Origin of the sequence: Klebsiella sp. BIGb0149 (genome assembly GCF_004362605.1) — a bacterium.
Taxonomy (GTDB): domain Bacteria; phylum Pseudomonadota; class Gammaproteobacteria; order Enterobacterales; family Enterobacteriaceae; genus Klebsiella; species Klebsiella terrigena.
The window spans coordinates 415,340-437,004 of record NZ_SNYG01000004.1 but is presented as its reverse complement, the minus strand read 5'-3'; the positions used below and the strand labels follow the sequence as shown (position 1 = coordinate 437,004).

Here is a 21,665-nt window from a genome sequence, read left to right as displayed (position 1 = left end):
ATCAAGGGGTTGTCATTGATGCTGGCGGGATAACCGAATTGGTCGCCAGCGTCTCTCTTTCGCTTTTTTCTACTCGCGATTTTATCGAGCTATCGGTACGGAACATATCCCACGGCAGCAGCAGCGTATCCATCACCGCGGTGAGGGGCATATCTATTGCCACCAGGGATTTTGTGCCCCAGTTGGCATCGCTGTTGCCCAGCATCTGCGCGCTGGCTCGCGTTCCCGGGTAGGTTCCTTCCTTGCCGCCGGTATGAGACATCACGCTGGAGCAACCGCTCAAGCCTACCATTCCGCCGAACAGGACCAGCTTTAACAGACCGCTTTTCATCATTCTTCCATTATTGTTTCGGGCATTGAGATAACCATTTATCGGTTATATCGAGCCATCCTCTGAATGCATAGCGTTATTGCGCCGCACTGTGGCAGGCATCGCATTTTGCCTTTTGTGCTCCCCCCAGTCTAAGCAATCGTCGGCAAACTGCAAAAAAAATTGCGGCATTCGTCTTGAAAAACGCGGCGGGAAACCCATTTTAGAAACGTGGCCCAATGAGAATACGCCTGCGGGGTATTCCGGGTAATAACGACCTGTCCATGATGGAAGGTCATAAAATTCTCGCTGATTTCAGGAGCTATTTATTATGCGTAATTTCGATCTCTCTCCGCTGTATCGTTCTGCTATTGGTTTTGACCGCCTTTTTAATCTGTTAGAAAACAATCAGAGCCAGAGCAATGGCGGCTACCCTCCGTACAACGTCGAGCTGGTAGACGAAAACCATTACCGCATTGCGATCGCCGTTGCCGGCTTTGCCGAAAGCGAGCTGGAGATCACCGCCCAGGACAATCTGCTGATCGTCAAAGGTGCCCATGCCGGTGAGCCGAAAGAGCGTACCTACCTCTATCAGGGCATTGCCGAGCGCAACTTTGAGCGTAAATTCCAGATCGCGGAAAACATCCACGTTCGCGGTGCAAACCTGGTGAACGGTCTGCTGTATATCGAACTGGAACGCGTGATCCCGGAAGCGGATAAACCGCGCCGTATCGAAATCAACTAATCCCGTTGGGTCGCCCGCGCGGCCCGATATTGAAACTTGCTCGCCGTCAGGGGGCAGATGCGGGTTAACCAACCCGCGGTACTCACTCGCTTCTTAGAAGGAGAAACACATTATGCGTAACTACGATTTATCCCCGCTGCTGCGTCAATGGATCGGTTTTGACAAACTGGCCAACGCTCTGCAAACCGCCGGTGAAAGCCAGAGCTTCCCACCTTATAACATCGAAAAAAGCGACGATAACCACTATCGCATTACCCTTGCGCTGGCCGGTTTCCGTCAGGAAGATCTGGATATTCAGCTGGAAGGCACGCGCCTGAGCGTGAAGGGCGCGCCGCAGCAGGCAGAAAAAGAGACCAAGTGGCTGCATCAGGGGCTGGTAAGCCAGGCCTTTAGCCTCAGCTTTACGCTGGCCGAAAATATGGAAGTCTCCGGAGCCACCTTCAATAACGGTCTATTGCATATCGATCTTACCCGCAATGAACCGGAAGCGGTCATCCCGCAGCGGATCGCCATTAGCGAGCGTCCGGCGCTCGACAGCTAATCTGACACCCTCATCAAAGCCCCGATCCGTCGGGGCTTTTTTTTGCCCTGCAGCGGTGAAATGACCCGCCAGAAATAGCCTCTACGCGCTTTCGATGACCCGCTGATTATTGTGCGCCAGGCTGCATACAGGCCCGGAGGCTTGGGCCATAATCCCTGTCATTACTAATGTTATTCACAGGGAAAAGACGATGAGTGATATAGCATTGACCGTCAGCGTTTTGGCGCTGGTTGCGGTCGTCGGATTGTGGATCGGCAATGTCAAAATTCGCGGCGTGGGTTTTGGCATTGGCGGCGTGCTGTTTGGCGGTATTATCGTCGGCCACTTTGTCGACCAGGCCGGCGTGACCCTCAGCGGCCCCATGCTGCACTTTATTCAGGAATTTGGCCTGATCCTCTTCGTTTACACCATCGGTATCCAGGTCGGGCCGGGGTTCTTTGCCTCTCTGCGCGTCTCAGGGCTGCGGCTCAACCTCTTTGCTATCCTTATCGTTATTCTCGGCGGCCTGGTGACCGCGGTGCTGCATAAGCTTTTTAATATTCCGCTGCCGATAGTCCTCGGTATTTTCTCCGGGGCGGTCACCAATACTCCGGCGCTGGGGGCCGGGCAGCAGATCCTGCGCGACCTTGGCGTGCCGCTCGACGTGGTAGACCAGATGGGGATGAGCTATGCCATGGCCTATCCGTTTGGCATTTGCGGCATTTTGCTCACCATGTGGCTGGTGCGTCTGTTCTTTCGCGTCAACGTCGACAAAGAGGCCCAGCAGTTTGATGAGAGCAGCGGTAACGGCCATGCGCTGCTGCAGACCATTAACGTCCGCGTTGAAAACCCGAACCTGAATAATATGGCGATTCAGGATGTGCCGATGCTCAACAGCGACAGGCTGATCTGTTCGCGCCTGAAGCGCGATGAGCTGCTGATGGTTCCGGCTCCGGGCACGCTGATCCAGACCGGCGACCTTCTGCATCTGGTGGGGCGCCCGGAGGATTTACACAATGCGCAGCTGGTGATCGGCAAGGAGGTTTCCACCTCGCTTTCCACCCGCGGTACCGATCTGAAAGTCGAGCGGGTGGTGGTGACCAGCGAGAAGATCCTCGGCAAGAAAATCCGCGATCTCAACTACAAGCAGCGCTATGACGTGGTGATCTCGCGGCTTAATCGCGCCGGCGTGGAGCTGGTGGCCAGCAGCCATGCCAGCCTGCAGTTTGGCGATATCCTTAACCTGGTCGGGCGTCCGGAGGCGATTGACGCGGTTGCCGCTGAGCTGGGTAACGCGCAGCAAAAACTGCAGCAGGTACAGATGCTGCCGGTCTTTATCGGCATTGGTTTAGGGGTGCTGCTGGGCTCTATCCCGCTGTTTATTCCAGGCTTTCCCGTCGCGCTTAAGCTGGGGCTGGCCGGCGGGCCGCTGATTATGGCGCTGATCCTCGGGCGAATCGGCAGCATCGGCAAGCTGTACTGGTTTATGCCGCCCAGCGCCAACCTTGCGCTGCGCGAGCTCGGGATCGTGCTGTTTTTGGCGGTTGTTGGCCTGAAGTCGGGCGGTGATTTTATCCTGACGCTGACCCACGGCGACGGCCTGAGCTGGATAGCCTACGGTATTTTCATTACCGGCATTCCGCTGCTGACGGTCGGAATTCTGGCGCGAATGCTGCTGAAGATGAACTATCTGACCCTCTGCGGCATGCTGGCCGGTTCAATGACCGATCCCCCGGCGCTGGCCTTCGCCAACAACCTGCACGCCACCAGCGGCGCGGCGGCGCTGTCGTATGCTACGGTCTACCCGCTGGTGATGTTTTTACGCATCATCACCCCGCAGCTCCTCGCCGTGCTGTTCTGGGGGATGAGCTAACGGGCTATCGAGGTGGACGCGGCGTAAGTGGTAGTCCACCTGATACTCGCTGGCGTTGCGAAACATAACGGAATAATTGAGAAATTCGCCGCTGTCGCTGTAGGAGAGCGAGGTGATGCGCAGCAGCGGCGTCTGCTCAGGGACATTCATCGATTTTGCCAGCTGCTTGTCCGCCAGCACCGGGGAGAGGCTCTCATAGTTACCGCTAATCGTTAGCCCGCACTCCTTCTCGATGTAGTCAAATTTTGACCCCTCCAGATGCACCAGCGACAGGTTACGAAACAGTTTGACCGGCATATAGCTGTCTTCCAGCATCAGGGACTTTCCGTCCACGTAGCGCACGCGTCGTGAGAAATAGATCCGCTCGTTAATCTGAATCCGCAGCTGGCTGGCAATCGCGGGCGGCGCGGGCATCACCTCGAAAATCAGCACCTGGCTGACCACCTCTTTCCCCTGCTGGCGCAGCACCTCGGCCAGGCCGGTAAGATTGGTGGTTTCGTGGTGCACGTCTTTGCGCGCGACGTAGGTGCCGCTACCGTGGCGACGAACCACCAGCCCCCAGTTCACCAGCAGGTCGATGGCTTTGCGAATGGTCATCCGCGCGACGCCAAACTCCTGCGCCAGCTTTTTCTCTCCCGGCAGCGGGCTGCCGATGTTGAAATCCGATGAATTGAGCCGCAGACGCAATCTTTCAGCAATAGATTTGTAGATCACCAGTAGACCTCTATTCCAGTATCAGAGGTAATTATCAAACCTCTGTTTCGTATTTAAAATCATTAAATTACATATGAATACGCTGACATTTTTACAGGGTGGAGATGGGGGGCATTGTTGTTGTCTATGTTTTATTAAAAAAGTAGACAACATCGCTGTAATTAAAACCATGAAAGCGATCACGAATCGCACCGACATTGCATGTTGGATGACGGGTAAATTCCTATTCTCGCTTTAGGCCGATACTCAAGACAAATAAGGCCTCTAACCCTACTGGTTGTTAAATGAGGATTTTAAAATGCTCAGTCAAATACAACGTTTTGGCGGCGCCATGTTTACCCCGGTTTTGCTGTTTCCGTTTGCCGGGATCGTGGTCGGGATTGCCATTATGTTGCGCAACCCGATGTTTGTCGGCGAAGCGCTTACGGCCCCCGATAATTTATTTGCGCAAATCGTTCACATTATTGAAGAGGGCGGCTGGACGGTATTTCGTAATATGCCGCTGATTTTCGCCGTCGGCCTGCCGATTGGCCTCGCTAAACAGGCGCAGGGCCGGGCCTGCCTCGCGGTGCTGGTAAGCTTTCTGACCTGGAACTACTTTATCAACGCGATGGGGATGACCTGGGGTCACTTCTTCGGCGTCGACTTTTCCGCTGAACCTACGGCCGGCAGCGGCCTGGCGATGATCGCCGGGATTAAAACGCTGGATACCAGCATCATTGGCGCAATTGTTATTTCCGGCTTCGTGACCGCGATTCATAACCGCTATTTTGATAAACCGCTCCCGGTTTTCCTCGGTATTTTCCAGGGCTCTTCGTTTGTCGTCATCGTGGCATTCCTGGCGATGATCCCCTGCGCCTGGCTGACGCTGCTCGGCTGGCCGAAGGTGCAGATGGGTATTGAATCTCTGCAGGCGTTTTTACGCTCGGCCGGGGCGCTCGGGGTCTGGGTTTATATTTTTCTTGAGCGGATCCTGATCCCAACCGGCCTGCACCATTTTGTCTACGGTCCGTTTATCTTCGGCCCGGCGGTAGTGGAAGGCGGCATCCAGATGTACTGGGCGCAGCATCTGCAGGAGTTCAGTCAGAGCACCGAGCCGCTGAAGGCCCTGTTCCCGGAAGGCGGCTTCGCCCTGCACGGCAACTCGAAGGTCTTTGGCTCGGTGGGTATTGCGCTGGCGCTCTACTTCACCGCCGCCCCGGAAAACCGCGTCAAGGTCGCCGGCCTGCTGATACCGGCCACCCTGACCGCCATGCTGGTCGGCATCACCGAACCGCTGGAGTTCACCTTCCTGTTTATCTCTCCGCTGCTGTTCGCCGTGCACGCCGTGCTGGCGGCGACGATGGCGACGGTGATGTATATGTGCGGCGTGGTAGGCAATTTTGGCGGCGGTTTGCTGGATCAGTTCCTGCCGCAAAACTGGATCCCGATGTTCCACAACCACGCCTCGATGATGTTTATCCAGATCGGCGTCGGGGCATGCTTCACCGGTATCTACTTCGTTATCTTCCGCACCCTGATCCTGCGACTCAACCTGAAAACGCCGGGACGGGAAGAGAGTGAAATCAAGCTCTACAGTAAGGCCGACTACCAGGCGGCGCGCGGCAAAACCAGCGCCGCAGGGGCGACGGAGACCAAACTCGGCCAGGCCGCAGGCTTCCTGCAGGCGCTGGGCGGGGCGGGCAATATCGAGAGCATCAATAACTGCGCCACCCGACTGCGTATCACGCTGGTCGATATGGCGAAAACGCAAAGTGACGACGTCTTTAAAGCGCTGGGCGCCCACGGAGTGGTGCGGCGCGGCAACGGGATCCAGGTCATCGTTGGCCTACACGTTCCTCAGGTTCGCGACCAGCTTGAAACCCTCATCAAAGATTCTCTACAGACCGAACAAAACACCATGACGGAGGCAGTATCATGAAGAAATTCTCAGTTGTTATCGCAGGCGGCGGCAGTACTTTTACCCCGGGCATCGTATTAATGCTGTTAGCTAACCAGGACCGTTTCCCGCTGCGGGCACTGAAATTTTATGACAACGACGGCGCGCGGCAGGAGACTATCGCTGAAGCCTGTAAAGTCATTCTCAAAGAGCAGGCACCGGATATTGAGTTCAGCTACACCACCGACCCGCAGGCGGCGTTTACCGACGTGGATTTCGTGATGGCACATATTCGCGTCGGTAAATATCCGATGCGTGAAAAAGATGAAAAAATCCCCCTGCGCCACGGCGTGCTGGGCCAGGAAACCTGCGGACCTGGCGGCATCGCCTACGGTATGCGCTCTATCGGCGGCGTGCTGGAGCTGGTGGACTATATGCAAAAATATTCGCCGAACGCGTGGATGCTTAACTACTCCAACCCGGCGGCAATTGTGGCAGAAGCGACCCGCCGCCTGCGTCCGAACGCGAAAATCCTCAACATTTGCGATATGCCGATCGGTATCGAAGGGCGGATGGCGCAAATCGTCGGCCTGAAAGACCGCAAGCAGATGCGCGTGCGCTACTACGGCCTTAACCACTTCGGCTGGTGGACGTCGATTGAGGATCTGCAGGGTAACGACCTGATGCCAAAATTGCGTGAGTATGTCGCTAAATATGGCTACGTTCCGCCATCTAACGACCCGCATACCGAAGCGAGCTGGAACGATACCTTTGCCAAGGCAAAAGATGTGCAGGCGCTGGATCCGGATACCATGCCGAACACCTACCTGAAGTACTATCTGTTCCCGGATTATGTGGTTGCGCACTCCAACCCTGAGCGCACCCGCGCAAACGAGGTCATGGATCATCGCGAGAAAAACGTCTTCAGCGCCTGCCGGGCCATTATTGCCGCCGGCAAATCATCTGCAGGTGATTTGGAAATCGACGAGCACGCTTCGTACATCGTTGACCTCGCGGCGGCGATTGCCTTCAACACCCAGGAGCGCATGCTGCTGATTGTGCCGAATAATGGCGCTATCCATAACTTTGACGCCGACGCGATGGTTGAAATTCCGTGCCTGGTTGGCCATAACGGGCCGGAGCCGCTAACGGTTGGCGATATCCCGAACTTCCAGAAAGGGATGATGGGCCAGCAGGTGGCGGTCGAAAAACTGGTGGTCGATGCCTGGGAACATCGCTCCTACCACAAGCTGTGGCAGGCGATTACGCTGTCGAAAACCGTGCCGAGCGCCTCCGTTGCGAAGGCTATCCTTGATGACCTGATCGCGGCCAATAAAGAGTACTGGCCAGAACTGCACTAATCTCTCCCTCTCACCGGCACCCAACGGGTGCCGGTTCTTCCCTCTTCCCCCGTTCGTGATGAATTACGCTATGCTGGAGCCTGGCCGTGGCACGAACAAGGAACCCTGATGAAAATCTCCCGCGTCGGCGAAGCGCCGGATTACCGCTTTTCACTCGCCAATGAACGTACTTTTCTCGCCTGGATCCGCACGGCGCTGGGCTTTCTCGCCGCCGGCGTCGGCCTCGATCAGCTGGCACCCGACTTTGCCACGCCGCTGATTCGCGAAGCGCTGGCGCTGCTGCTGTGCCTGTTTGCCGGCGGCCTGGCCATTTACGGCTATCTGCGCTGGCTGAGTAATGAAAAGGCGATGCGTCTGAAACAGGACTTGCCCTATACCCGGACGCTGCTGGCGATCAGCATTCTGCTGATGATTGTGGTCGTGGTGGTGACGGGACTGGTGCTCTACGGTGGATAGGCGGCGGATGCGGCGGGAGCGTGACCCTGGCCTGCAGCCGGAGCGCACGTCGCTGGCCTGGTTCCGCACGCTGCTGGGCTACGGGGCGCTGATGGCGCTGGCAGTCAAACACAACTGGCACAGCGCGGGGGCGCTGTTCTGGCTGTCGATTGGCGTGCTGGTCGCCGTAGCCATTATTCTCTGGCGCTATACCCGCAGCCGCAACCTGATGGATATCAGCGAGAGCGATTTTGTACAATCCCGGGCGGTACGTGACAAATTTTTGATCTCCCTCGCAGTGCTTTCGCTGGCGTTAATGTTTGCTGTAACTCATCTACGGCAGATTGTTTTATTCATTAAGGATGTGACATGACAGGACGTTGCCACAGGAGGAGTGCCGCAGAGAGAGAGCTGAAGGTACTGGACGTCAATATTTATCGCCATCACTGCCAGAGCCCGCAGGAATATTATCACCAGCTACGCCAGCAGGGCGTTTCAGCGATCCGCTTTGTTCCGCAGCTTCAGCCGGAAGATGCCGAGGCCTGGGGGGAGTTCCTGTGCGCGGTTTTTGCTATCTGGGTACGCGAGGATATCGGCCGGATCCTGGTGTTGCCCTTTGAGAGCACTCTACGCGGCTGGTGCGGGGAAGCGGTGCGTCCCGCCAACGCGCCGGTCACGCCAGCGTGTTGCGACTGTCCGTGGCTGAGGCTTTGCGGCGGTGATTGCCCGCCGCTGAATGCGGAAAAGGGGCAAAACCCGCTGTGCGCGGGTTATCGCCAGTTTTACAGCATGAGCGCGCCCTATATGCGCGTCATGCGTGATCTACAAAACCAGCAGCGCTCGCCCGCCGAGCTGATGCCGCTGCTGCGCTGACGACAGGCTAGCGGCCCTTCGCCAGATATTGCGCCATTTCTTCTTCCGGCACCATGCCGCCGCCGGTGGCCCACACCAGGTGCGTGGCGTTGCGCATCTGCTCCGGGCTAAAGCCGTGCATCTGCTGGTAGGTCTCGCTTGCGCAAATATGCTGCGGCCCGGCCATGCCCGCCAGCGCCGAAGGCTCAAGGCGGATATTCTCCGCCTGCGCCAGCCAGCCCAGCATGTCGTACATCGTCTGGTCGTCGAGGGTATACAGGCCATCCAGCAGACGCTCCATCGCCCGGCCGACAAATCCCGACGCCCGGCCAACGGCGAGCCCGTCGGCGGCCGTCAGGTTATCAATACCTAAATCCTGGACCGCAATCGCGTCGTGCAGTCCGGTATAAATCCCCAGCAGCATGCAGGGCGAGTGGGTCGGTTCCGCGAAGAAGCAGCGCACGTGGTCGCCGAAGGCCAGCTTGAGGCCAAATGCCACTCCGCCAGGGCCCCCGCCCACGCCGCACGGCAGATAGACGAACAGCGGATAGTCTGCATCCACCGCGCGGCCCTGCTGAGCAAACTGGGCCTTCAGGCGCTCGCCGGCGACGGCGTAGCCGAGGAACAGCGTGCGCGAGTTTTCGTCGTCGATAAAGAAGCAGTTAGGGTCTGATTCGGCGGCTTTACGCCCCTGCTCAACCGCCACGCCGTAATCCTGGTCGTACTCCACCACCGTCACGCCGTGGCTGCGCAGCTTCGCTTTTTTCCACGCCCGGGCGTCGGCGGACATATGCACGGTAACCTTAAAGCCGATGCGCGCGCTCATGATGCCAATCGACATTCCGAGGTTCCCGGTGGAGCCGACGGCGATGCTGTACTGGCTGAAGAACTGTTTAAATTCAGGCGTCAGCAGCCTGCTGTAGTCGTCCGCAGTGGTGAGCAGTCCGGCTTCCAGCGCCAGCTTTTCCGCATGGGTCAGCACCTCGTAAATGCCGCCTCGCGCTTTAATTGAGCCGGAGATCGGCAGATGGCTGTCCTTTTTCAACAGCAGCTCGCCCGCCACCGGCTGCGCAAATTCCTGTTCCAGCCGCGCTTTCATGGCCGGAATCGCCACCAGCTCGGATTCGATAATCCCGCCGGTGGCCGCGGTTTCCGGGAAGGCCTGCGCCAGATACGGCGCAAAGCGATCGAGGCGGGCGCGGGCGTCCTGGACGTCTTCGCCGGTCAGGCCGACGTAGGGCAAACCCTCGGCCAGAGCGGTGGTTGCCGGGTTAAACCAGGCGGTTTCTTTCAGGGCAATCAGCTCCTTCAGCAGCGGGAACTGTGCGATTAAAGTAGTCATGTCAGCGTTTTTCATATTACGTCTCTTGGCGCTCAGATGATGAAAGAAAGCAGGAACGTGCAGGCCAGCGCAAGTAAGGATGCGATAAATGTGGCCGTTGTATAGTATTTGAACGTCTCACTCAGGCTCGCTCCGCAGTATTGTTTGACCAGCCAGAACAGGGAATCGGTGACGATCGTGCAGCCAATTGCGCCTGAACCGATGGCAATGGCGATGATCTCCGGACTCACGCCGGGATAAAGCGGCAGCATCGGGGCAACGATGGCGGTTGCGCCCATCATCGCGACGGTGGCCGAGCCGACCGCCGCGTGCAGGATCAGCGCCACCAGCCAGGCCAGCAGGATGGGGTGCATATGCAGGTTCGACAGGATCACCGCCAGCGAGTCCGCCAGGCCGCTGGTTTTCAGTATCGCGTTGAATGCCCCGCCGGCGCCGATAATCAGCAGGATATTGGCAATCGAGCCAAAGCCATTTTCAGTATGAGTCAGCAGGACGCTCATCCCAAGGTTCTGGCGGATGCCGAGAATGTAGTAAGCCACGAAGACGGCAATAAACATGGCGGTGATCGGGTTACCGATGAACTCCAGCAGCATGTACAGCGTGCCGCCCCTGGTCATATTCAGCTCGGCAACGGTTTTTACCAGCATCAGCGCGATAGGCAGCAGGATAGTAAAGAGCGTAGCGCCGAGCGACGGCAGCGTCTCTTCCTGACGGACTTCCAGGTTAGAAAACTCGGCGGGAGCCGGCTTAAACGGCAGGCGGTTGCCGAGGAGCTTAAGGAACAGAGGGCCGCCAACCAGCGAGGCCACCAGCCCGACCAGCAGGCCGTAGACGATGACCGTACCGATATCGGCGCCGAGCTTATTGGCAACGAACAGCGCGGCCGGATGCGGCGGAACCACGCAGTGGACGGCCATCAGCGCGGTACACAGCGGAATCGCCAGCTTCAGCAGCGAGGTGTGGGTCTTTTTGGCAATGGAGAATGCCAGCGGGATCAGCAGCACGACGCCAACTTCCACAAACAGCGTAATCCCGCAAATCAGGCCCACCAGCACCATAATGACGTCAACCGATAGCCAGCGGCAGCGCTGGAGCGTCAGGCCGATACGCTCTGCGGCGCCGGAGACCTCCATCATTTTACCCAGGATGGTGCCGAGGCCGATGACCGCCGCAAGGAAGCCCAGGGTTCCGCCAATCCCGCTTTCAATGGCGTTCACCATATCCAGCGGGCTCATTCCCATCATTGCGCCGACAAAAAAGCTGGCTAACAGCAGCGCCAGGAAGGGGTGAAACTTCAGTTTGACGATAGTTAACACGATCAGCACGATGCTTATCAGCAGCGTGCTCACAACCCAAATCTGCGACTCCATACCCCACCTCGCCTGTGAATAATCTGCGCTTATTGAACGGAAAAACGCCACCGGCTGACAAACGATATAATTGGCTCTTCAGGTGAATCAGATTGAATCAAATGAGTGATTAACGTCTAAAAATGGCGTTATTTTGCGTTATGGGTCACTTTTATTCATCTTTAAGACGACGGTTGGCGGCCGTTTTCTTTACAATCAGCGCTGATAAAATCGGGGGGAGACGCAGGATGGATGCGCAACAAGAGAGGGGTAACCGGCTGCTCAACGGCTGGCAGCTGTCAAAGCTCTATACCTTTGAGGTGGCCGCGCGGCACGAATCTTTTGCCCTGGCGGCGGAAGAGCTGTCGTTGACGCCCAGCGCGGTGAGCCACCGCATGAACCAGCTTGAAGAGGAGCTGGGTATTCAGCTGTTCGTCCGCTCGCACCGCAAGGTGGAGCTGACCCACGAAGGCAGGCGGGTGTTCTGGGCGCTGAAGTCATCCCTCGATAGCCTCAATCAGGAGATCCTGGATATCAAAAACCAGGAGCTGTCCGGGACCCTGACGGTCTACTCGCGGCCGTCGATCGCCCAGTGCTGGCTGGTCCCGGCGCTGGGCGACTTTACCCGCCGCTACCCGTCGATCTCGCTGACCGTGCTGACCGGCAACGATAACGTCAATATGCAGCGCGCCGGCATCGACCTGGCTATCTACTTTGACGATTTGCCCTCCTCGCAGCTCAGCCACCACTTCCTGATGGACGAGGCGATTGTGCCGGTATGCAGCCCGGACTATGCCCGCCAGCACCAGCTGCAGCAGAATCCCGATAACCTCCAGCACTGCACGCTGCTGCACGATCGCCAGGCCTGGAGCAATGACTCCGGCACCGACGAGTGGTTTAGCTGGGCGCAGCAGTTTGGGATTAATATGCCGCAATCGTCGGGGATTGGCTTCGATCGTTCCGATTTAGCGGTGATAGCGGCGATGAACCACGTCGGCGTGGCGATGGGGCGAAAAAGGCTGGTGCAAAAGCGGCTGGAGAGCGGGGAGCTGATCGCGCCGTTTGGCGAGATGACGCTGAAATGCCATCAGCACTACTATGTGACCACGCTGCCGGGGCGCCAGTGGCCAAAAATCGACGCCTTTATCAACTGGCTGCAGAGCCGGGTGCAATCATAATGGCCTCGAGCTGAATCGTGCGCCCGGGCAGGACGCTTTGCGTCGCGGCCCGGGGAGAACTGCGGAAGCCCTAAACCGGCTGCTGATGGCGGCTAAAGCGCGACGCCAGCGGCAGCCAGCACAGCATAATCAGCAGCCCCATCAGCATCATCAGCAGCCCGAGGCTGCCCTGGCCGGTCTGTGGCATCATCGCCGATAGCCAGGCCAGGACGCCGGAGCCGATATTCTGCAGGCCGCCAACCAGCGCGCCGGCGGTACCGGCGAGGAACGGGAACGGCTCCATTGCGCCGCTGGTTGCCAGCGGAAACAGCATTCCGGCACCGAAGAAGAACAGCGCGGCCGGCACCAGCAGCGTCCAGACGGTCATGACGCCCATCAGCCCTGGAAGCCACATCATAATTCCCGCCAGCAGGCAGCAAATCACCGATTGCCACATCAGCGTCGGGAAACGCTTGTTCGGACGCCCGGCGAACCAGGCGCCGAAGAAGGCCGCCGGGATCGGCAAAATAAACAGGATGCTGACCGCCATGCTGCTCAAGCCCAGCACGGCGCCCATCAGCACGCCGGAGCAGGCCTCAAAAACGGCAATTCCCGCGAGGCCGCCAACCAGCATCAGCAGATAGCAGTTGAATGCGCCGTTGCCGAAAAGCGTTCTGTAGCTGGTGGTGAGGCGGGTCCGCGGCGCGCCGGCCGGGCGGGTTTCCGGCATCCAGCGCGCCATGCTAAAGGTGACCACGGCGCATAGCACCAGCAGGAAAGCGTAGCAGGCGCGCCAGCTCCACAGCGTATTGAGGACCCCGCCAAGCAGCGGCGCCAGCAGCGGGCTGACCAGAATCCCCATATTCAACAGGCTGTTGGCGTGCCTGAGCTGCGCACCTTCGTACAGATCGCGCGGCAGGGTACGCGCCATGACGCCGCCGACGCCGGTGCCCATGCCCTGGATCGCGCTGGCGACAATCAGCACCGTCAGGCTATGGGTGGTGATGGCAACCAGCGTCGCCAGCATAAAGATAGACATCCCGACCAGAATCACCGGGCGTCTCCCCACGCGGTCGGACAGCGGCCCGTAAAAGAGCTGCGATACGCCGTAGGTCAGCAAGTAGGCCGCCATCACGCTCTGCACGGCGCCCTCGCGGGCGTTGAGCGAGACGGCCATGTCGGCAATCGCCGGAATATATATGGTCTGCGCCATCTGGCCAACGGCCACCAGCACGACCAGCATCAACAACAAATTGAAGTTCTTATGCCGTTTCATGTCGATGAATACTTTGTTAGTAGAGATAAATGAAGAATATGTGACTGGCACATCCGGTAAACGATGGAGGAATCTACCACATAAAAATGACAGAACAACCACCCGGCGGCGATTGTCGGGGAATTAAAGGCAGGTTTTGTAAACAATAATCGGCAACTAATGTTGCCATGATCCGCTAAGAGAGGCGCAGCAGGATCGCGCCGGCCGCGATGCCGCAGGCGGCGGCAATGCGCAGCGGTATGACCCGCTCTTTAAGCAGCACAAAGGCGATGAGCGCGCCGAACAGAATGGAGGTTTCACGCAGCGCGGCAACTACCGCCAGCGGCGCCTGGGTCATGGCCCACAGCGCCAGGCCGTAGGAGCCCATGGTGCTGACGCCTCCGAGCAGCCCCTTGTGCCAGTGCTGGCGCAGATAGCGGCTGACTTCACGCCGACGAGCGATCGTCGCCCAGACCAGCAGGCAGCTTCCGTTCATCAAAAAGGACCACAGCGTGTAGCCCAGCGCAGAGCCGGAGAGCCTGACGCCGGTACCATCAACCAGGGTATAGCCGGCAATAAAGCAGGCGTTAATCAGCGCCAGCACCACGCCGCGGCGCGAGCTGGCGCGCCCGTTGTAGGCCATCGCCAGGATCGCCAGACAGATGACTCCGATGCCCGCCCATGCCAGAGGGGAGAGGCGATCGCCGAGAAACACGACGCTCACTATCGCCACCAACAGCGGCGCCGTGCCGCGCATCAGCGGATAGGTCTGGCTCATGTCCGACACCTGGTAGGTTTTTGCTACCAGTACCGTGTAAACCACCTGCAGGGCGCTGGAAAGCAGCAGATACGGCGCGCTGGCGAGGGACGGCTGCGGCGCGAAAGGCAGCAGCAGCAGGGCGATGACCGCCGCCGAACCGCTCACGCTAATTGCCGCGTACATCTTATCGCCGCTGGCTTTGACGATCGCATTCCAGCTAGCGTGCAGCAGGGCGGCGAACAGCAGAATGCAGAAAACGTTTATCGTCATCAGGGTGGGGCACGGTGGGGACAAGGTAGTGAAACTGTAACATGCGCTTTTTCACCCAGCCAGAGGCGGCTACAGCGAGCAGAACAGGCGATGCGTCACCCGCGGCTCATCGTAAACCGGACGAAATCCCAGGCTTTCATAAAACGGCCAGGCCGACGACGGCGCATGGGTATTGAGGAAATCGAACCAGGTGCCGGAATGGGCGATCGCCGCCACCAGCAGCTGCTGCCCGATGCCCTGGCGCCGGTAGCGCTCGCCGATGTACAGATGACGAATGCGCCCGGCCCGCGGCTGCTGGCTGTAGGCGTCAACGTTCAGCCCGCAAACGCCCACCAGCTCTCCACCACGGAAGGCCCCAAGCAGCTTTTCTCCCGGCGCGTTAAAGCGGTTTTCTCCGCTCTGCCAGTTCTCCGCCAGGCGGCGCAGCATATTAAAGTGCTGGGCGAGGCTTTCGCTACGCAGGGCGAGAAAGCCGGCGTCGTCCGGCGTGGTGGCAGCAATCAGCAGCGGTGGCATAAGTTTCTCCATCAGTTGGCGCAGGTGAAGGGAGACCGCCTGTAGAGGGGCGGTTTCCCGCCCCTCCCAGGTGCGACCTGAACCTGAATCAGCGGAACTGTTTCAGGACAGCATCAAGCAGTTGCAACAGGGCAACCATGAGTTTCAGGATAAGAACGATAATATCCATCGTGCCCATACGCGTCTCCTCGGTAAAGGAGCACAGCCGGCTGGCGTACCTTTCCGCCGCCTGTTGCCAGCCAGGATCTACGCCGCCTGCCTGAACACGTTGCCGTGCCCGGAAGGCATTAGCGTATTTGTTGACGTAACACAGTGTGCTCTTTCAGGGTTAAGGCGCTGACGGCACCACCCGTTTCAGCCAGGACTTGATTGCGCCGGTAAACATGCGGCCCCCGAATGGCACAGAGTGAACGCTTTCAGTATAAGCATTCACTGTATAAATAAACAGTATTTTTCTCGACAAAAATCCACCGCCGATCCATACTCTATTTTATGAAAAACCCTGGCTAAAATTGCGTGAACTTCCGCGAACGCGTATACTTTTGGCGTTGACGTAATACAGTGTGCTTGCGGTTACCAGCCGCAAAAATGCTGAAAAAAACCTCGCTGCGGCGGGGTTTTTTGCTTTCTGACACCGGGTTAAAAAATTGTGATCCTCTGCGCAAATTTCCGTGGTTGAAAATAAATCCATTGTTTAATGGCCGCGGCTGTGTTTGTATAAATTCAGTTAATTTTTCGACACAAAGGCCCCTAATGAACGCTTCCATGCTGACTGCGACCCTACTAAAAACCGCGCCTGCCGCGGTGGTCGTCGTGCGTGTGGTGGTGGTCGTCGGCAATGCGCCGTAGGGTCCGGAACAACACGATTCCAAACCCCGCCGGCGCAAACCGAGCGGGGTTTTTTTTCGACCCTCGCCCGGTAGGTCGGCTCAGAATAAAAGGACTGGAGCATGGCAAGTTCGGGCACAGCATCACACAAAATGCGCTTTACCGGCGCGCAGTTAGTTGTTCATTTACTGGAACGTCAGGGGATCACCACGGTAACGGGTATTCCGGGCGGCTCCATTCTGCCGGTCTACGACGCGTTAAGCCAAAGCAAGCAGATTCGCCATATTCTGGCGCGTCACGAGCAGGGGGCCGGATTTATCGCCCAGGGCATGGCGCGCACCGAGGGCAAGCCGGCGGTTTGTATGGCCTGCAGCGGCCCGGGGGCGACGAACCTGATCACCGCCATCGCCGACGCGCGTCTGGATTCAATCCCGCTGGTCTGCATTACCGGCCAGGTGCCGGCCTCAATGATCGGCACCGATGCGTTCCAGGAAGTCGATACCTACGGCATCTCTATCCCCATCACTAAACACAACTACCTGGTTCGCGACATTGCCGAGCTGCCGCAGGTGATAAGCGACGCTTTTCGCATTGCGCAGTCCGGGCGCCCGGGGCCGGTGTGGATAGATATTCCTAAGGACGTGCAGACCGCAACCATTGAGCTGGATGCATTACCCGATCCCGGCGTTCGCGCGGCGGCGCCTGAGTTTGACGGCGCCAGCGTACGCGAAGCGGCGGCGATGATTAATGCCGCTAAGCGCCCGGTGCTCTATCTGGGCGGCGGGGTGATTAATGCTCCGGAGCAGGTTCGCCAGCTGGCGGAAAAAGCCAACCTGCCGACTACCATGACCCTGATGGCGCTGGGCATGCTGCCGAAGGCGCACCCGCTGTCGCTGGGCATGCTCGGCATGCACGGCGCGCGTAGCACCAACTTTACGCTGCAGGAAGCTGATTTACTGATTGTTTTAGGCGCGCGTTTTGATGACCGGGCGATTGGTAAAACCGAGCAGTTCTGCCCGAATGCGCAGATTATTCACGTCGATATCGACCGCTCCGAGCTGGGTAAAATCAAACAGCCGCACGTGGCTATCCAGGGCGATGTTGCCGAGGTTCTGGCGCAGCTGATCCCGCAGGTTGCAGCGCAGCCGCGGGATGAGTGGCGCCAGCTGGTTGCCGACCTGCAGCGCGAGTTCCCGTGCACCATCCCGCAGCAGCAGGACCCGCTCTCTCATTACGGTTTGATCAATGCCGTCGCCGCCTGCGTGGATGATGAAGCGATTATCACCACCGACGTGGGCCAGCACCAGATGTGGACCGCGCAGGCCTATCCGCTGAATCGCCCCCGCCAGTGGCTGACCTCAGGCGGCCTGGGCACTATGGGCTTTGGCCTGCCGGCGGCGGTTGGCGCAGCCCTGGCGAACCCGCAGCGGAAGGTTATCTGCTTCTCCGGCGACGGCAGCCTGATGATGAACATTCAGGAGATGGCCACCGCCGCTGAAAATCAGCTCGACGTAAAAATTATTCTGATGAACAACGAAGCGCTGGGCCTGGTGCATCAGCAGCAGAGCCTGTTCTACCCGCAGGGCGTGTTTGCCGCCACCTATCCGGGGATGATTAACTTTATGCAGATTGCCGCCGGCTTCGGCCTGCAAACCTGCGACTTAAATCATGAAGCCGATCCGCAGGCGGCGCTGCAGGCGATAATTGACCGTCCTGGCCCGGCGCTGATTCATGTGCGAATCGATGCCGAAGAAAAAGTCTATCCGATGGTACCGCCGGGTGCGGCAAATACAGAAATGGTGGGGGAATAAACCATGCAACAGCAGACTCATGACAACGTTATTCTGGAACTCACCGTACGCAACCACCCTGGGGTCATGACCCACGTTTGTGGCCTGTTCGCCCGTCGTGCCTTCAACGTGGAAGGCATCCTATGCCTGCCGATTCAAAACAGCAATCAGAGCCACATCTGGCTGCTGGTCAATAACGACCAGCGTCTCGAGCAGATGATCAGCCAAATCGATAAGCTGGAAGATGTCGAGAAGGTGACGCGCAATCAGTCCGATCCTTCCATGTTCAATAAAATCGCCGTCTTTTTCGAGTGAGCTAGTCGCTCGTCGAATCCGGCGTGATGACTTTTACCGACCCGTTCCGGCAGTGCAGCGCGTAGTCTGCCGGCAGGGGACGATCGCTGATCAGGACATCAAAGGCCGAGAGCGGGGCGATGCTGGCGGGCGCGACGTCATCGAACAGCCCGGAGCGTGCGAGCAGGATTTTGCGTAACCCGCGATCCAGCGCCTTGCGTTTAGTGGTGAGATCGTCGGGGTTAAACCAGCTAACGCCAAAATGTTCGTGTACGCCGCTGGCGGAGATAAACACCTTCCGCGGATTCAGCGAATCGAGAGCCGAGGGGTTGCTGGCATCATAAAACGCATCGCTCTTGGCCCGGTAGGTGCCGCCGCAGAGGATCGCGGTGGCGTTAGGCTTTTCATTCAGCGCCATAAACACCCGGTGCGAGTAGCAAATTCCGGTAAAGGTAATGTCATCCGGGATCATGCCGATCACCAGCGGCATCTCGCTGCCGTTATCGAAAAAGACGAGGTCGTTTTCGCTTACCAGCCCGGCGGCGAGGATGGCGACGGACAAATCATCCCGGTGGTGGGGGTTTTTGCCCGCCGGCGGAGCGCTGACCGAGGGCGATGAGGGTTTGTTCACCATCACCACGTACCCGCCCAGAAGAGTCAGCGGCAGCGGTTGGTCATTCTCGAGGCTGAGATCCCGACGAATGGTCATCACCGAAACTTCCAGCATCCGTGCGGCTTCTTTGAGATGGATGCGGTCGGTTTTCTTGAGCAGCTCCATCAGACGCCGGATACGTTCTTTTTGCTTTGTTTCCATTCACCTTCTCCGCAAGTTTGGGCGAAAATGTTCCTTTAGTAACATTTTTCGTTCGTCGAAACATTCTGCATTCACACTACTATACTGTGGGCTATCAAGAATTAAAAGCGGGTAAGATCGCGCCTGTTAAATTGTAAGTATTTTATTTTCAGTGTCTTATGTTTATTGCTCGGACTTGTTGTTTTACGGGCATGCCGAGCGGCTGAACAGAGGTGGCTGTTAAATAAACAGCCTGTGATTCTGCAATCGCGATCATGGTCACAAATGATACGTAAGTAACATGATAATGTTACTATAATATCATTGTTATGTGATTGTTTCTAAGAGGTAGTAAAATGGATATCGCGGTTATCGGCTCAAATATGGTGGATCTGATCACCTATACCAATCAGATGCCAAAAGAGGGGGAAACTCTCGAGGCGCCCTCTTTTAAAATTGGCTGCGGCGGTAAAGGCGCCAACCAGGCCGTCGCGGCAGCCAAGCTTAACTCCAAAGTTCTGATGCTGACTAAGGTTGGGGACGACATTTTTGCCGATAACACGATTCGCAATCTGGAATCCTGGGGCATTAATACGACCTATGTTGAAAAAGTCCCCTGCACCAGCAGCGGCGTGGCGCCGATTTTTGTTAACGCCAACTCCAGCAACAGTATTCTGATTATTAAAGGCGCCAATAAGTTTCTCTCCCCGGAGGATATCGATCGCGCTGCCGAAGATTTAAAAAAGTGTCAGCTGATTGTCTTACAGCTTGAAGTTCAGCTGGAAACGGTTTATCACGCCATTGAATTTGGTAAAAAACACGGAATTGAAGTGTTATTAAATCCGGCGCCGGCGCTGCGTGAATTAGATATGTCCTACGCCTGCAAATGTGACTTTTTCGTCCCTAATGAAACCGAGCTGGAAATATTAACCGGACTGCCCGTGGATACTTACGATAATATTCGCGCCGCCGCCCGCAGCCTCGTCGAAAAAGGGCTTAACAATATTATTGTCACCATGGGTGAGAAAGGTGCGCTATGGATGACGCGCGATCGGGACGTTCACGTTCCGGCGTTTAAGGTCAGCGCGGTTGATACCAGCGGCGCCGGCGACGCCTTTATCGGCTGTTTTGCGCATTACTACGTCCAGAGCGGCGATGTTGAAGCCGCGATGAAAAAAGCCTCACTCTTTGCCGCCTTCAGCGTCACCGGCAAAGGTACCCAATCGTCTTATCCCAGCATTGAGCAATTCAATGAATATCTGGCGTTAAACGAATAACCCTCTGCACTGTAAAAGGTAGCACTATGAACGATAAAAATATCGTTCAGATGGCCGACGGCTATCTGAATAAAACCCCTCTGTTCCAGTTTATTTTGTTATCCTGTTTATTCCCGCTATGGGGATGCGCTGCGGCATTAAATGATATTTTAATCACTCAGTTTAAAAGCGTATTTGCGCTGAGTAACTTTGCCTCGGCGCTGGTACAAAGCGCGTTTTATGGCGGTTATTTTTTAATTGCCATTCCAGCCTCGTTAGTGATTAAAAAAACCAGCTATAAGGTGGCGATTTTAACCGGCCTGACGCTTTATATCGTCGGCTGTACGCTCTTTTTCCCGGCCTCGCACATGGCAACCTACACCATGTTCCTGGCCGCGATTTTCGCCATCGCTATCGGCCTGAGCTTCCTTGAGACGGCGGCGAACACCTACAGCTCAATGATCGGGCCAAAAGCGCAGGCGACCTTACGCCTGAATATCAGCCAGACCTTCTATCCGATTGGCGCCGCGGCCGGCATCCTGCTGGGCAAATATCTGGTCTTTTCCGATGGTGAAAGCCTCGAAAAACAGATGGCGGGCATGAACGCCGAGCAGATCCATAACTTTAAAATCCTGATGCTGGAAAACACCCTTGAGCCCTACAAGTACATGATCATGGTACTGGTGGTGGTGATGGTGCTGTTCCTGCTGACCCGCTTCCCGACCTGCAAAGTGGCGCAGACGGCGAACCATAAGCGTCCGTCGGCGCTGGACACTCTGCGCTACCTGGCGAGCAACGCCCGCTTCCGTCGCGGGATTATCGCCCAGTTCCTCTACGTCGGGATGCAGGTCACCGTCTGGTCGTTCACGATCCGCCTGGCGCTGGAGCTGGGGGATATCAACGAGCGCGATGCCTCAACCTTTATGGTCTACAGCTTCGCCTGCTTCTTCATCGGCAAGTTTATCGCCAACATTCTGATGACGCGCTTCACGCCGGAAAAAGTGCTGATTATCTACTCGGCGATCGGCGCGTTGTTCCTTGCCTACGTGGCGCTGGCGCCGAGCTTCAGCGCGGTATACGTGGCGGTGCTGGTGAGCGTCCTGTTTGGACCCTGCTGGGCGACCATCTATGCCGGGACCCTCGATACGGTTGATAACGAGCATACCGAAATGGCCGGAGCGGTGATTGTGATGGCGATTATCGGCGCGGCGGTGGTGCCGGCGATTCAGGGCTACGTTGCGGACATGTTCCACTCCCTGCAGGTGTCGTTCCTGGTGCCGATGCTGTGCTTCATCTACGTGGGCGTCTATTTCTGGCGTGAGTGCAAAGCGCGCCGTGCGCTGACCGAAGCGACGGCCTCCTGAGG

General features: G+C 57.4%; 23 protein-coding genes and 1 other annotated feature. Of the genes, 14 read left to right on the top strand and 9 right to left on the bottom strand.

All coding sequences use genetic code 11. From position 1 onward, the window contains the following. Position 1: 1 nt before the first annotated feature. Positions 2–334 carry a YceK/YidQ family lipoprotein gene (locus tag EDF75_RS16995; RefSeq protein WP_045853754.1) on the bottom strand — a complete coding sequence of 111 codons (333 nt, stop codon included), beginning with the start codon at positions 332–334 and terminating at the stop codon, positions 2–4. A gap of 239 nt (positions 335–573) precedes the next feature. After that, positions 574–648 (top strand) — a sequence feature (ROSE (Repression Of Heat Shock gene Expression) occurs in the 5'-region of heat shock genes and acts as an RNA thermometer to modulate expression.). Here EDF75_RS16995 and ibpA point away from each other — a divergent pair. From ibpA to EDF75_RS16980, 3 genes are all read left to right on the top strand, one after another. Further along, entirely contained in the window at positions 642–1,055 is a 414-nt protein-coding gene (gene ibpA, locus EDF75_RS16990; RefSeq protein ID WP_041143322.1) for a small heat shock chaperone IbpA, read from the top strand. Its footprint overlaps the feature before it by 7 nt. 112 nt (positions 1,056–1,167) lie before the next feature. Further along, on the top strand, positions 1,168–1,596 hold the full coding sequence (gene ibpB / locus EDF75_RS16985; RefSeq protein ID WP_133600254.1) for a small heat shock chaperone IbpB: 429 nt from the start codon (positions 1,168–1,170) through the stop codon (positions 1,594–1,596). Positions 1,597–1,786: 190 nt separating this feature from the next. After that, positions 1,787–3,448: a putative transporter gene (locus tag EDF75_RS16980; protein WP_133600253.1), complete on the top strand. Its 1,662-nt coding sequence runs from the start codon at positions 1,787–1,789 to the stop codon at positions 3,446–3,448. On the opposite strand, the gene EDF75_RS16975 is transcribed toward EDF75_RS16980, so the two are convergent. Further along, positions 3,395–4,162: a GntR family transcriptional regulator gene (locus EDF75_RS16975; RefSeq protein WP_041143319.1), complete on the bottom strand. Its 768-nt coding sequence runs from the start codon at positions 4,160–4,162 to the stop codon at positions 3,395–3,397. The two genes, EDF75_RS16980 and EDF75_RS16975, sit on opposite strands and share 54 nt — an antisense overlap. A 298-nt stretch (positions 4,163–4,460) precedes the next feature. Between EDF75_RS16975 and EDF75_RS16970 the strand changes: the two genes are divergently transcribed. The 5 genes from EDF75_RS16970 to EDF75_RS16950 all read left to right on the top strand — a co-directional run bounded on the left by EDF75_RS16970 (position 4,461) and on the right by EDF75_RS16950 (position 8,710). Beyond that, entirely contained in the window at positions 4,461–6,083 is a 1,623-nt protein-coding gene (locus EDF75_RS16970; protein ID WP_133600252.1) for an alpha-glucoside-specific PTS transporter subunit IIBC, read from the top strand. After that, positions 6,080–7,402 (top strand): 6-phospho-alpha-glucosidase, encoded by a 1,323-nt coding sequence (locus tag EDF75_RS16965; protein ID WP_133600251.1) that lies wholly within the window; start codon positions 6,080–6,082, stop codon positions 7,400–7,402. The genes EDF75_RS16970 and EDF75_RS16965 overlap by 4 nt, the downstream gene beginning before the upstream one ends. Before the next feature lie 108 nt (positions 7,403–7,510). Beyond that, positions 7,511–7,858, top strand: a complete 348-nt coding sequence (locus EDF75_RS16960) for a YidH family protein (protein ID WP_095102437.1) — start codon at positions 7,511–7,513, stop codon at positions 7,856–7,858. Positions 7,859–7,865: 7 nt separating this feature from the next. After that, positions 7,866–8,210 carry a DUF202 domain-containing protein gene (locus tag EDF75_RS16955; protein WP_133600250.1) on the top strand — a complete coding sequence of 115 codons (345 nt, stop codon included), beginning with the start codon at positions 7,866–7,868 and terminating at the stop codon, positions 8,208–8,210. A 59-nt stretch (positions 8,211–8,269) separates the two neighbouring features. Beyond that, positions 8,270–8,710, top strand: a complete 441-nt coding sequence (locus tag EDF75_RS16950; RefSeq protein WP_166646204.1) for a radical SAM protein — start codon at positions 8,270–8,272, stop codon at positions 8,708–8,710. A 7-nt stretch (positions 8,711–8,717) separates the two neighbouring features. On the opposite strand, the gene dsdA is transcribed toward EDF75_RS16950, so the two are convergent. Continuing rightward, the gene (gene dsdA, locus EDF75_RS16945; protein WP_133600248.1) at positions 8,718–10,046 is read right to left on the bottom strand and encodes a D-serine ammonia-lyase; all 1,329 of its coding nucleotides are present in this window, start codon (positions 10,044–10,046) and stop codon (positions 8,718–8,720) included. A 17-nt stretch (positions 10,047–10,063) separates the two neighbouring features. Beyond that, the gene (gene dsdX / locus EDF75_RS16940; protein ID WP_133600247.1) at positions 10,064–11,401 is read right to left on the bottom strand and encodes a D-serine transporter DsdX; all 1,338 of its coding nucleotides are present in this window, start codon (positions 11,399–11,401) and stop codon (positions 10,064–10,066) included. Positions 11,402–11,628: 227 nt separating this feature from the next. Between dsdX and dsdC the strand changes: the two genes are divergently transcribed. After that, complete coding sequence (dsdC, locus tag EDF75_RS16935) at positions 11,629–12,558, top strand: DNA-binding transcriptional regulator DsdC (protein WP_133600246.1); 930 nt, start codon at positions 11,629–11,631, stop codon at positions 12,556–12,558. 70 nt (positions 12,559–12,628) lie between these two features. On the opposite strand, the gene emrD is transcribed toward dsdC, so the two are convergent. From emrD to tisB, 4 genes are all read right to left on the bottom strand, one after another. Continuing rightward, positions 12,629–13,813 carry a multidrug efflux MFS transporter EmrD gene (gene emrD, locus EDF75_RS16930; protein WP_133600245.1) on the bottom strand — a complete coding sequence of 395 codons (1,185 nt, stop codon included), beginning with the start codon at positions 13,811–13,813 and terminating at the stop codon, positions 12,629–12,631. 175 nt (positions 13,814–13,988) lie between these two features. Beyond that, positions 13,989–14,822, bottom strand: coding sequence for a DMT family transporter (locus EDF75_RS16925; protein ID WP_133600244.1), 834 nt, complete (start codon positions 14,820–14,822; stop codon positions 13,989–13,991). Positions 14,823–14,891: 69 nt separating this feature from the next. Then, complete coding sequence (locus tag EDF75_RS16920) at positions 14,892–15,338, bottom strand: GNAT family N-acetyltransferase (RefSeq protein ID WP_133600243.1); 447 nt, start codon at positions 15,336–15,338, stop codon at positions 14,892–14,894. Between the two features lie 88 nt (positions 15,339–15,426). Continuing rightward, positions 15,427–15,516 carry a type I toxin-antitoxin system toxin TisB gene (gene tisB, locus EDF75_RS16915; RefSeq protein ID WP_072051767.1) on the bottom strand — a complete coding sequence of 30 codons (90 nt, stop codon included), beginning with the start codon at positions 15,514–15,516 and terminating at the stop codon, positions 15,427–15,429. Between the two features lie 575 nt (positions 15,517–16,091). Here tisB and ivbL point away from each other — a divergent pair. The 3 genes from ivbL to ilvN all read left to right on the top strand — a co-directional run bounded on the left by ivbL (position 16,092) and on the right by ilvN (position 18,271). Further along, positions 16,092–16,187, top strand: a complete 96-nt coding sequence (ivbL, locus tag EDF75_RS16910; RefSeq protein WP_133600242.1) for an ilvB operon leader peptide IvbL — start codon at positions 16,092–16,094, stop codon at positions 16,185–16,187. Between the two features lie 101 nt (positions 16,188–16,288). Continuing rightward, positions 16,289–17,977, top strand: coding sequence for an acetolactate synthase large subunit (ilvB, locus tag EDF75_RS16905; RefSeq protein ID WP_133600241.1), 1,689 nt, complete (start codon positions 16,289–16,291; stop codon positions 17,975–17,977). A gap of 3 nt (positions 17,978–17,980) precedes the next feature. Then, positions 17,981–18,271 (top strand): acetolactate synthase small subunit, encoded by a 291-nt coding sequence (ilvN, locus tag EDF75_RS16900; protein WP_041143308.1) that lies wholly within the window; start codon positions 17,981–17,983, stop codon positions 18,269–18,271. Between the two features lies 1 nt (position 18,272). Here ilvN and EDF75_RS16895 read toward each other — a convergent pair whose 3' ends face one another. Next, positions 18,273–19,064, bottom strand: a complete 792-nt coding sequence (locus tag EDF75_RS16895) for a DeoR family transcriptional regulator (protein ID WP_133600240.1) — start codon at positions 19,062–19,064, stop codon at positions 18,273–18,275. 335 nt (positions 19,065–19,399) lie between these two features. Between EDF75_RS16895 and rbsK the strand changes: the two genes are divergently transcribed. Both rbsK and fucP read left to right on the top strand, forming a co-directional pair. After that, positions 19,400–20,320 carry a ribokinase gene (gene rbsK / locus EDF75_RS16890; RefSeq protein ID WP_041143306.1) on the top strand — a complete coding sequence of 307 codons (921 nt, stop codon included), beginning with the start codon at positions 19,400–19,402 and terminating at the stop codon, positions 20,318–20,320. Between the two features lie 26 nt (positions 20,321–20,346). Further along, positions 20,347–21,663 (top strand): L-fucose:H+ symporter permease, encoded by a 1,317-nt coding sequence (gene fucP / locus EDF75_RS16885; protein WP_045853770.1) that lies wholly within the window; start codon positions 20,347–20,349, stop codon positions 21,661–21,663. The last annotated feature ends 2 nt before the right edge of the window (positions 21,664–21,665 follow it).

What these genes read in the sequence shown, in the direction of transcription:
- rbsK (WP_041143306.1), top strand. Translation starts at nt 19,400, where the DNA reads ATGGATATCGCGGTTATCGGCTCAAATATGGTGGATCTGATCACCTAT.
- tisB (WP_072051767.1), bottom strand. Translation starts at nt 15,516, where the DNA reads ATGGGCACGATGGATATTATCGTTCTTATCCTGAAACTCATGGTTGCC.
- dsdC (WP_133600246.1), top strand. Translation starts at nt 11,629, where the DNA reads ATGGATGCGCAACAAGAGAGGGGTAACCGGCTGCTCAACGGCTGGCAG.
- ibpA (WP_041143322.1), top strand. Translation starts at nt 642, where the DNA reads ATGCGTAATTTCGATCTCTCTCCGCTGTATCGTTCTGCTATTGGTTTT.
- ivbL (WP_133600242.1), top strand. Translation starts at nt 16,092, where the DNA reads ATGAACGCTTCCATGCTGACTGCGACCCTACTAAAAACCGCGCCTGCC.
- EDF75_RS16970 (WP_133600252.1), top strand. Translation starts at nt 4,461, where the DNA reads ATGCTCAGTCAAATACAACGTTTTGGCGGCGCCATGTTTACCCCGGTT.
- ilvN (WP_041143308.1), top strand. Translation starts at nt 17,981, where the DNA reads ATGCAACAGCAGACTCATGACAACGTTATTCTGGAACTCACCGTACGC.
- fucP (WP_045853770.1), top strand. Translation starts at nt 20,347, where the DNA reads ATGAACGATAAAAATATCGTTCAGATGGCCGACGGCTATCTGAATAAA.
- ibpB (WP_133600254.1), top strand. Translation starts at nt 1,168, where the DNA reads ATGCGTAACTACGATTTATCCCCGCTGCTGCGTCAATGGATCGGTTTT.
- EDF75_RS16980 (WP_133600253.1), top strand. Translation starts at nt 1,787, where the DNA reads ATGAGTGATATAGCATTGACCGTCAGCGTTTTGGCGCTGGTTGCGGTC.
- dsdA (WP_133600248.1), bottom strand. Translation starts at nt 10,046, where the DNA reads ATGAAAAACGCTGACATGACTACTTTAATCGCACAGTTCCCGCTGCTG.
- EDF75_RS16925 (WP_133600244.1), bottom strand. Translation starts at nt 14,822, where the DNA reads ATGACGATAAACGTTTTCTGCATTCTGCTGTTCGCCGCCCTGCTGCAC.
- ilvB (WP_133600241.1), top strand. Translation starts at nt 16,289, where the DNA reads ATGGCAAGTTCGGGCACAGCATCACACAAAATGCGCTTTACCGGCGCG.
- EDF75_RS16960 (WP_095102437.1), top strand. Translation starts at nt 7,511, where the DNA reads ATGAAAATCTCCCGCGTCGGCGAAGCGCCGGATTACCGCTTTTCACTC.
- EDF75_RS16955 (WP_133600250.1), top strand. Translation starts at nt 7,866, where the DNA reads ATGCGGCGGGAGCGTGACCCTGGCCTGCAGCCGGAGCGCACGTCGCTG.
- dsdX (WP_133600247.1), bottom strand. Translation starts at nt 11,401, where the DNA reads ATGGAGTCGCAGATTTGGGTTGTGAGCACGCTGCTGATAAGCATCGTG.
- emrD (WP_133600245.1), bottom strand. Translation starts at nt 13,813, where the DNA reads ATGAAACGGCATAAGAACTTCAATTTGTTGTTGATGCTGGTCGTGCTG.
- EDF75_RS16995 (WP_045853754.1), bottom strand. Translation starts at nt 334, where the DNA reads ATGATGAAAAGCGGTCTGTTAAAGCTGGTCCTGTTCGGCGGAATGGTA.
- EDF75_RS16965 (WP_133600251.1), top strand. Translation starts at nt 6,080, where the DNA reads ATGAAGAAATTCTCAGTTGTTATCGCAGGCGGCGGCAGTACTTTTACC.
- EDF75_RS16920 (WP_133600243.1), bottom strand. Translation starts at nt 15,338, where the DNA reads ATGCCACCGCTGCTGATTGCTGCCACCACGCCGGACGACGCCGGCTTT.
- EDF75_RS16895 (WP_133600240.1), bottom strand. Translation starts at nt 19,064, where the DNA reads ATGGAAACAAAGCAAAAAGAACGTATCCGGCGTCTGATGGAGCTGCTC.